Below are 7,953 nucleotides of genomic sequence, written 5' to 3'. Positions count from 1 at the left end.
ACGAGTGTGCTGGAAGGGGTGAACAACAAGATCAAAGTGATAAAGCGTATGGCATATGGATTTAGGGACTCAGAATACTTTTTTCTGAAAATCAAGGCGGCCTTCCCCGGAAAGCCGCGATGAACCTCATTTTTTAGCCCTGATACTACGTGGACTGGAACTCAAATTCTCTTAAGTGAACAGCATTGCGCTGATGATGCAGGTTGTCGTAGAGGTAGACGGGGCGCAGCCCCACCCCGAGCAGCAAGGCACAGTCGAATGCCACCTGTTGCTGGATGAGGCGAACCAGGGCTGCCGGGAAGCCGCTGCCGTGCAGGGCATCGACGGCGGCGGTCAGGCTCAGGGTATCCGTGGCAGGAGACGGGGGCATGGCGATGGGCTCCGGGTCAGGGAATGGTTTCCCCACGATGGCAGGATGCTAGCACGGGAGTGGCAAAACTGTCCCCTGGGGGACATATCTGCCAGCACCGCAAAACGGCGAGGATGGCCCTCTTTCTCTTGCTGTTGGAGCCCTCCATGACAAATCCTCACCTGCTCGATGAGCTGACCCAGCGCGGCCTGGTGGCCCAGAATTCCGACCCGGTGGCGCTGGCCGACCATCTTGCCACCCCTCGCACCGTCTACTGCGGGTTCGATCCCACCGCTGGCAGCCTGCACATCGGCCACCTGGTGCCACTGCTGATGCTGCGCCGCTTCCAGCTGGCGGGCCACACCCCGGTGGCCCTGGTGGGCGGGGCCACCGGCCTTATCGGCGATCCCAGCTTCAAGGCAAGCGAGCGCACCCTCAACAGCGCCGAAACGGTGCAGGGCTGGGTCGCCAGCCTGTCGGCCCAGATAAGCGCCCTGTTGCCGGCGAGCGACGGGCTGGCGGCGCCGCTGCTGGTCAACAACGCCGACTGGATGGGGCAGATGTCCGCCCTCGATTTTCTGCGGGACATCGGCAAGCACTTCTCGGTCAACGCCATGCTGGCCCGCGAATCGGTGCGCCAGCGCCTGGCCCGTCCGGATCAGGGCATCTCGTTCACCGAGTTCTCCTACACCCTGCTGCAATCCCAGGACTTCGCCGTGCTCAACCAGCGCCTCGGCTGCACCCTGCAGATCGGCGGCAACGACCAGTGGGGCAACATCACCAGCGGCATGGATCTCACACGGCGGCTGCATCAGGCCCAGGTCTATGGCATGACGCTGCCGCTCATCACCAAGGCCGATGGCACCAAGTTCGGCAAGACCGAGGGGGGCGCTATCTGGCTCGACCCGGCGCTCACCTCCCCTTACGCCTTCTACCAGTTCTGGCTCGGCACCGCGGACGAGGATGTCTACCGCTTCCTGCGCTACTACAGCTTTATGCCGCTGGCCGAGATTGAGACGCTGGAGGCGGAGGATGCGAAGCGGCAGGGGCGCAAGCTGGCCCAGCAGGTGCTGGCGGACGAGCTGACCGAACTGGTACACGGCAAGGGGGCGCTGGCGGCGGCGCAGCGCATCAGCGAATCGTTGTTCAGTGGCGAGGTAGCGCGCCTTGGGGAGAGCGATCTGGCCCAGCTGGCGCAAGATGGCATGCCAAGCAGCCCCATCAAGGGGGAAACGGATCTGGTGACCCTGCTGGTGGAGTGCGGCCTGGCCAACTCGAAGCGGATCGCCCGCGAGCTGCTGGCGGCGGGGGCCGTCAGCGTCAACGGTGCGATCCGCCGGGATGAGCCGCTCACCGCCGACGATCGGCTGTTCGGCCGCTACCTGCTGCTGCGCCGGGGCAAGAAGCAGTACCACCTGGTGATCTGCTCATGAAGGGGTGAGCGCCTCGATGACGTAGTCGAGGAAGTGGCCGACCAGGGCCGACTCGGCCCGGCGCTGGGTATAGAGGGCGTAGAAATGGGCCCCCTTGGGGCGATAGTCCGGCAGCACTTCGCGCACCACCCCCTCGGCCAGCTCGGCCGCCACCAGGTAGCGCGGCAGGCGGGCTATCCCCAGTCCCTGGCGCATCCCCTGGTGAATCGCCTTCTTGCTGCTGAAGGCCAGCTCGCCCGCTACCTCGAGAGGGATCTCGCGCCCCTGGGCAAGCAGGGGCCAGCGCTCGTGGCGGCCGTACTCCTGGCTGCGGGTGATGAGGCTGTGCTGGTGCAGATCTTGGGGTGTGCTGAGGGGCGGGTGGCGGTCCAGGTAGTCGGCGCTGGCGCAGAGCACCAGATCGTCCACCGCGATGGGGCGCGCCAGGTAGGGCTGGGTGCCGAGCTCGGTGCTGCGAAACGCCACGTGCAGGTTGTCGCGCAGCAGGTCGGCCGGGGTATTGCTGAAGTCGGCGATGATCCGCACCTCCGGGTGGTCGGCGCGAAAGCGCAGCAGCACCGGAGTCAGCACCACTTCTCCCCAGAGATCCGGCGCCGTGATGCGCAGCTCCCCGCACAGTGCCGAGCGGCGGCGCTGCAGGCCGTCCAGCAACTGCTCGTGCAGGGCGATCATCTGGTCGGCCTGGCGGTAAGCGAGCTCTCCTGCGTCGGTCAGTTGCACCCGGCGGGTGGTGCGGCTCAGGAGCACGCTGCCGAGGCTCTGCTCCAGGTGGCGCAGATCTTTTGACGCCTTGCTCGGGGTGATGCCGAGCTGGGCCGCCGCCGCCGCGAAGGATCCGCAGCGGACGATGGCGACCAGCAGGCGCATCAGGTAGAGGGTGTCGAGCTTGTGGTGACTCATGAGGGGTGGCCTATTGTGTCTTGCTGGGAATGAATGTTTTGCTTGAGTGCCTGATTATATCCTCATAGCCCGGGTTTATAGTGGCCGCCATGCCATTGCTATCCCGGGAGAGGACGATGAACAAGACACTGGGCGACAGCTTCCACTTCGAGCGAGCCGGATTGCGGCTCAAGAACCGGGCCGTGCTGGCCCCTTTGACCCACAACATGAGCGGCGCAGGCGGTGATCCCGGCCAGGCCGAGCTCGACTGGCTGGCGCGCTGCGCCCGTGGCGGCTTCGGCCTGCTCATCGCCGCCGCCACCCAGGTGCGGCCCGGCGGACGCTGCTGGGCGGGGCAGCCTGCCCTGATGACGGACGCCCAGCAGCAGGCCTTCACGGCCCTGGCCGACAGTGCGCGGCAGGCCGGGGCACTGGCGGTGGTGCAACTGCATCACGGCGGGATGCGGGCTCTGCCCGAGCTGAACGACGGGGCGCCGGTCGGCCCGTGCGCGCTGGCGCCGGGCGGGCGTTACCCCCTCGGGGTCAAGGGGCTGAGCGAGGCGGAGATTCTGACGCTCATTGACGCCTTTGTGAGCGCTGCGGAGCGGGCCCATGGCGCCGGCCTGCATGGGGTCGAGCTGCACGCAGCCCACCACTTCCTGCTCTGCAACTTCCTCAACCCCCTGCACAACCGGCGCACCGACCGCTGGGGTGGCAGCCTCGCGAACCGGGCGCGGATCCTGGTGGAGATAGTGCGCGGCATTCGCGCCCGTCTACCCCGGGGCTTCCTGGTCGGGGTGCGTCTCTCCCCCGAGAGCTATGCCCATATCCAGGGCATCGAACTGGCCCATCAGCTGGCGGTGGCGCGCCTGCTGGCGGACGAGGGGATCGACTACCTGCACTTCTCCATGGGGGACAGCTTCAAGGCGGTGGCGGGGGATCCCGACGGCGGCGCACTGCTGGAGGCGGTAAGGGTCGGGTTGGCCGGGCGGGTGCCGCTCATGGTGGCGGGCAAGATTAGCGACGCAGATTCGGCGGAGCGGGCTCTGGCCGGTGGCGCCGATCTGGTGGCGGTGGGCACGGCGGCCCTTGGCAATCCGGACTGGATGGAACGGGTGAGCCGCGGCCTGCCTCTGCATGCAGCCCCTTTTACGGCGGCGCACCTCACGGAGGTCGGCTTCACCCCAAGCGCCCTCGACTACCTGGTCGGCATGGGGGCGCTGGCCCCGCGCGATGCGGCCTGAGGGCTTTCATGAACGGGATGCGCTCGGCAGGCTGTTGAGCTGATGTGACAAGGCCCTCGTGAAGAGGGCCTTGTGCGTGTCAGGCGCCGAGAGGGAGCAGGTCGGCGTAGTCCTCGAGCGCCGGGAAGTGCTGGAAGGTGAGCGGCGGCATCTGGCTGTCGGGGTGACGGATGCCGAGCTGGTGAGCGATGCCGAACTCGGCCGAGGCGGCCAGGATCCGCTCGCTGTCATCCACGAAGAGGGTGCGGGCCGGGTCGAACGCCAGCCGCTCGGCCAGTGCCTGCCAGCAGTGCTGGCTCTCCTTCGACCACCCGAGCTCATGGGTGCTCACCATCAGATCGAGGTGCTGGGCGAGGCCGAGGCGTGCATCCTTCACCGACAGGCTGGCGGGATGGGCATTGGTGAAGAGCACCACCTGCTTGCCGGCGGCCTTGAGTGCGGTCAGGAAGGGAATGACGTTGGGGCGCCACTGGATCTTCTCCAGGATCTCCTGTTTGAGGGCGCGGATGTCGAGCCCGAGCGTCCGGGTCCAGTAATCCACGCAGTACCAGTCGAGGGTGCCGTTGACCGCATGATAGTGGGTGTCTATCTGCGCCTTCGCCTCGGCCAGCGGCAGGCCGAGTCGCTCGGCGTAGCGCGCCGGCACCAGGGTTTGCCACAGATGGCTGTCAAAATGGAGATCGATCAGGGTGCCATCCATGTCGAGCAACACGGTATCAATCTGGTGCCAGGGCAGGGGAGTCGACATGGGGCCTCGCGATGTCTGTGGTGATGGGAAAAACGGGGCGCATTATAACGGATTTTTAAGACATCTTTCCCCTCTTTGCCCCGTGGTGTTCGGCAGGGGAGTCGTTTACTCTTGAAACACGATTTTTTAACGAGCAGTCAGCCCCCGATGAGCGATCCTCACAAGCGCAATCCCGTCCACCTCAGTGTCGAGACCATGGCCCATGACAAGAGCAAGCCGGAGATCCTCAAGGCCGAGATCGTGGCCGAGAGCCGGCTGTTCAAGGTGGAGTCCCTTCACCTGAAATTCTCCAACGGCGAGGAGCGGGTCTACGAGCGGATGCGCGGCGGCAATCGGGGTGCCGTCATGGTGGTGCCCCTGTTCGATGCCCACACCCTGCTGCTGGTGCGCGAGTACGCGGCGGGCACCCACTCCTACGAGCTGGGTTTCCCCAAGGGATTGATAGACCCCGGTGAAAATGCCTTCGAGGCGGGCAACCGGGAGCTGATGGAGGAGGCGGGCTTCGGGGCGAGCAGCCTGACCCTGCTCAAGCAGGTGTCGCTGGCGCCGGGGTATTTCTCCAGCCGGATGGACATCTTGCTGGCGCGGGATCTCTACCCCGAGCAGCGGGTCGGTGACGAGCCCGAGCCTCTCGAGGTGATCCCCTGGCCCCTCAACCGGATCGACGAGTTGCTGGCACGACCGGACTTCACCGAGTCGCGCAGCATCAGTGCCCTGCTGCTGGCCAGCAAATGGCTGGCGGAGCAGGGAAATTAGCCCGCAGAGGGTCTGTTTGGCAATCAGAGGCAGAGGTAAGCACCATGCAGGAGTTGTTGGCCTGGATACCCGAGGTCAAGGAGATCGCCCGTGAGGCGGGCAGGATCCTTCACGAGATCTATCGCGGCGGTCAGTTCGAACGCCAGTTGAAGGAGGATGCGACCCCGGTCACCAGTGCCGATCTTGCTGCCGATGCCTACCTCAAACAGGCGCTGGCAGCGCTCACTCCCCATGTCCCCGTGCTGACCGAAGAGGCGGCCGACATCCCCTTCAGCCAGCGTGCGAACTGGCGCCAGTACTGGCTGGTGGACCCGCTGGACGGCACTGGCGAGTTCATCGCAGGTAGCGGCGACTTCGCCACCCTGATCGCCCTGGTGCGGGACAATGTCCCGGTGCTCGGGGTCATCTATGCTCCCGAATCCGATCTGCTTTACTGGGCGGTGCGCGGTCACGGCGCCTTCAAGGAGGCGAACGGCGAGAGCCGTCCCATCAGCGCCATCCATCATGAACACGATCAGCCTGACTCCCTGGTGGTGGCCATCAGCCGCCGCCAGAAACTGGAGAACCTGACCCGTCGCCTCAACCCGGCCATCCACTACGAGCTGATCCCGCTCGGCTCCAGCTCCCTCAAGTCCTGCCTGGTGGCGGAAGGCGTGGCGGATTGCTACGTGCGCCTGGGCCCCACCGGGGAGTGGGATACCGCTGCCGCCCAGTGCATCGTGGAGGCGGCAGGGGGGCGCATCCTCAGCCTGGCGCTGCAACCGCTGAGCTACAACGAGACCGAGTCGCTGGAGAACCCGGACTTCATCGTGATGGGGGACCCGGATCTCGCCTGGGGTCGCATTCTGGCCCACTGACGGGTCGACCAGCTCGCAGGGAATGCAATCAGGCGACCACAGGGTCGCCTGATTGCATTGGTGTGATCCACTGGCTGGTTACGGGGATTTTAGGGAGATTCGCTAGTGATGGCGATAACGGCAGTGGATCATCACATCCAATCTGGCTGCACTGGCATAATTTTCAGTTAATTCTGAAAACATGCATTTCATCGAAACAAAAAATCGGTGTGGGTTTTAATTTTGGTTTTATATTCCTAACTTTTGGTTTTTATCAGGATTAATTGAATAATCCGGGGTGAGATTTCCTCCCAATCTCACTGGTGGAACAGGGCTTTGCCAGTGAGATCTGCCAGTCTCCCTTTTTGAGAATTAAATGCTAAAGGAGCACAATGTTTTTAGATTTTAATACTACGTAAAAGTGATTTATCGATGAGTTTATCTGCAGACGTCTCACGGGAGCTGTCCGGTTCCCCCTCCACCATGGCCAGCACCGGCTGGCGTCGCCACGACACCCATTGGGTCATCAGCCTGTTCGGTACCGCCGTCGGCGCCGGCATTCTGTTCCTGCCCATCAACCTGGGTCTGGGGGGGATCTGGCCCCTCATCATCGTCGCCGTGCTGGCCGGTCCCATGACCTTCCTGGCCCACCGCGGGCTGGCGCGTTTCGTGCTCTCGTCGTCGCGCCCCCAGGCCGACTTCACCGAGGTGGCCGAGGAGCATTTCGGCAAGATGGCCGGGCGCCTCATCTCGGCGCTCTATTTCCTCTCCATCTTCCCGATCCTGCTCATCTACGGCGTCGGGCTGACCAACACGGTGGAGAGCTTCATGGTCAACCAGCTAGGCCTGGCCTCCCCGGATCGGGTGATGCTCTCCGGCGTGCTGGTGTTCGCCATGATCGCCGTGATGCTGGCCGGCGAGAAGGCGATGCTGCGGGCCTTCGCCGTCATGGTCTACCCGCTGGCGGCGATCCTGCTGGCCCTCTCCTGCTACCTCATTCCCCAGTGGCAGTGGCCGGAAGTGACCGCCTTTGAAGGCTCGAGCTTCCTCAACACCGTCTGGCTGGCGCTGCCGGTCACCGTGTTCGCCTTCAGCCACGCCGCCGCCATCTCGGGCTTTGCCAACGTGCAGCGCCGAGAGTACGGGGAGCAGGCCGAAACCAAGAGCGGCCTGATCCTGCGCAACACCACCGTCATGCTGGTGGGCTTCGTGCTCTTCTTCGTCTTCTCCTGCGTGCTGAGCCTCTCCCCGGCCCAGCTGGCCGAGGCCAAGGCCCAGAACGTCTCCGTGCTCTCCTATCTCGCCAACATCACCGACAACCCGGTGATCGTGACCCTGGGGCCGCTGATCGCCTTCATCGCCATCAGCTCCTCCTTCCTCGGCCACTTCCTCGGTGCCCGCGAGAGCCTGAAAAGCCTGATCGCCAAGCCCACCGGCCTGCCGCTGGCGAAGGCGGACAAGCTCGGCATCGCCCTGATGTTCTTCGCCATCTGGGGCGCCGCCATCATCAACCCGGGGATTCTGGGGTTGATGGAGACCCTCTCCGGTCCCGTCATCGCCATGATCCTCTTCATCATGCCGGTGGTGGCCATCTACAAGGTGGAGGCGCTGGCCCGCTTCCGTCACCGTTGGGTCAACGGCTTCATCCTGCTGACCGGTGCCCTGGCGGTCTCGGCCCTGCTGTTCAGCCTGCTGAAATAAGCCAGGC

The 7,953-nt window shown here is 64.5% G+C and carries 8 protein-coding genes and 1 pseudogene; 6 read left to right on the top strand and 3 right to left on the bottom strand.

Annotated elements, in window-relative coordinates; genetic code table 11:
- Positions 1–123, top strand: a 123-nt coding sequence (locus HKD46_RS17275) for a transposase (RefSeq protein ID WP_139700475.1), incomplete at its 5' end; no start/stop codon positions are given.
- Positions 124–187: 64 nt separating this feature from the next.
- Here the strand turns inward: HKD46_RS17275 and HKD46_RS17270 are convergent.
- Positions 188–370, bottom strand: a pseudogene (locus tag HKD46_RS17270) (LuxR family transcriptional regulator); the annotation flags it as partial.
- Between the two features lie 146 nt (positions 371–516).
- Between HKD46_RS17270 and tyrS the strand changes: the two are divergent.
- Positions 517–1,782, top strand: a complete 1,266-nt coding sequence (gene tyrS, locus HKD46_RS17265; protein ID WP_103244687.1) for a tyrosine--tRNA ligase — start codon at positions 517–519, stop codon at positions 1,780–1,782.
- Here tyrS and HKD46_RS17260 read toward each other — a convergent pair.
- On the bottom strand, positions 1,777–2,682 hold the full coding sequence (locus HKD46_RS17260; protein ID WP_042864913.1) for a LysR family transcriptional regulator: 906 nt from the start codon (positions 2,680–2,682) through the stop codon (positions 1,777–1,779). The two genes, tyrS and HKD46_RS17260, sit on opposite strands and share 6 nt — an antisense overlap.
- A gap of 116 nt (positions 2,683–2,798) precedes the next feature.
- Here HKD46_RS17260 and HKD46_RS17255 point away from each other — a divergent pair, with 116 nt between their 5' ends.
- The gene (locus HKD46_RS17255; RefSeq protein ID WP_171865715.1) at positions 2,799–3,905 is read left to right on the top strand and encodes a HisA/HisF-related TIM barrel protein; all 1,107 of its coding nucleotides are present in this window, start codon (positions 2,799–2,801) and stop codon (positions 3,903–3,905) included.
- 79 nt (positions 3,906–3,984) lie between these two features.
- Here HKD46_RS17255 and yrfG read toward each other — a convergent pair whose 3' ends face one another.
- Complete coding sequence (gene yrfG / locus HKD46_RS17250; protein WP_161470343.1) at positions 3,985–4,653, bottom strand: GMP/IMP nucleotidase; 669 nt, start codon at positions 4,651–4,653, stop codon at positions 3,985–3,987.
- A 147-nt stretch (positions 4,654–4,800) separates the two neighbouring features.
- On the opposite strand from yrfG, the gene nudE reads away from it, so the two are divergent.
- The 3 genes from nudE (at position 4,801) to HKD46_RS17235 (ending at position 7,946) form a co-directional block, all read left to right on the top strand.
- Positions 4,801–5,409, top strand: coding sequence for an ADP compounds hydrolase NudE (nudE, locus tag HKD46_RS17245; protein ID WP_039040577.1), 609 nt, complete (start codon positions 4,801–4,803; stop codon positions 5,407–5,409).
- Between the two features lie 44 nt (positions 5,410–5,453).
- Positions 5,454–6,266, top strand: a complete 813-nt coding sequence (gene cysQ, locus HKD46_RS17240; RefSeq protein WP_010675709.1) for a 3'(2'),5'-bisphosphate nucleotidase CysQ — start codon at positions 5,454–5,456, stop codon at positions 6,264–6,266.
- Between the two features lie 411 nt (positions 6,267–6,677).
- Positions 6,678–7,946 carry an aromatic amino acid transport family protein gene (locus HKD46_RS17235; RefSeq protein WP_052815524.1) on the top strand — a complete coding sequence of 423 codons (1,269 nt, stop codon included), beginning with the start codon at positions 6,678–6,680 and terminating at the stop codon, positions 7,944–7,946.
- Positions 7,947–7,953 lie beyond the last annotated feature (7 nt).

This window comes from Aeromonas sp. TW 6 (genome assembly GCF_013168745.1).
Classification (GTDB): domain Bacteria; phylum Pseudomonadota; class Gammaproteobacteria; order Enterobacterales; family Aeromonadaceae; genus Aeromonas; species Aeromonas caviae.
Note: the sequence above shows the minus strand (reverse complement) of the source record. Positions and strands in the feature narration are given on the sequence as shown.

What these genes read in the sequence shown, in the direction of transcription:
- nudE (WP_039040577.1), top strand. Translation starts at nt 4,801, where the DNA reads ATGAGCGATCCTCACAAGCGCAATCCCGTCCACCTCAGTGTCGAGACC.
- cysQ (WP_010675709.1), top strand. Translation starts at nt 5,454, where the DNA reads ATGCAGGAGTTGTTGGCCTGGATACCCGAGGTCAAGGAGATCGCCCGT.
- HKD46_RS17260 (WP_042864913.1), bottom strand. Translation starts at nt 2,682, where the DNA reads ATGAGTCACCACAAGCTCGACACCCTCTACCTGATGCGCCTGCTGGTC.
- yrfG (WP_161470343.1), bottom strand. Translation starts at nt 4,653, where the DNA reads ATGTCGACTCCCCTGCCCTGGCACCAGATTGATACCGTGTTGCTCGAC.
- HKD46_RS17255 (WP_171865715.1), top strand. Translation starts at nt 2,799, where the DNA reads ATGAACAAGACACTGGGCGACAGCTTCCACTTCGAGCGAGCCGGATTG.
- tyrS (WP_103244687.1), top strand. Translation starts at nt 517, where the DNA reads ATGACAAATCCTCACCTGCTCGATGAGCTGACCCAGCGCGGCCTGGTG.
- HKD46_RS17235 (WP_052815524.1), top strand. Translation starts at nt 6,678, where the DNA reads ATGAGTTTATCTGCAGACGTCTCACGGGAGCTGTCCGGTTCCCCCTCC.